This window comes from Vibrio sp. S9_S30 (assembly GCF_014694455.1).
In the GTDB taxonomy this organism is placed as follows: domain Bacteria; phylum Pseudomonadota; class Gammaproteobacteria; order Enterobacterales; family Vibrionaceae; genus Vibrio.
Genome location: NZ_JAAUWT010000153.1, coordinates 1 through 402, shown reverse-complemented (window position 1 = coordinate 402; position 402 = coordinate 1). Strand labels below are relative to the sequence as shown.

At 39.8% G+C, this 402-nt stretch carries 1 protein-coding gene; it reads left to right on the top strand.

Annotation, left to right across the window (positions count from 1 at the left end):
* Positions 1 to 158: 158 nt before the first annotated feature.
* Positions 159 to 402: hypothetical protein (locus HC752_RS25030; protein WP_238930639.1), on the top strand; the 244-nt coding region annotated here is incomplete at its 3' end.

Here is a 402-nt window from a genome sequence, read left to right as displayed (position 1 = left end):
ATCGCTCTAACAAAAGCTTCAAACCGACAAACAACGCGTGGCATTTTTAGTTTGCGGTGAATTTAGTGTTTAAGGCGCAATGCGGCAGCTTGTTTTGTGCGTTGTCTGCGGTTTAAGCTGGCGTTATACCTACCTATATGTGAAAGTTAGAGGGTTTTATGAAAAAATTTTTGTCGATATTGCTTGCTGGGCTTCTAGTTCCATGCTTGGTCAATGCTCAAGTAATCAACTGGACTACAACCATTAAAGCAGTTGTAGTTACGACCAATAAAGTAAATTTAATTGTAACTAGAGTCTCTGAGCCTAATCCATATGGCTCAACATGGGATTGTACAAGTGATGCAGTGAATATAGGGGATTATAATCAGTCAGTATCAACGTCACTCAAGTATTCAGCAGCAG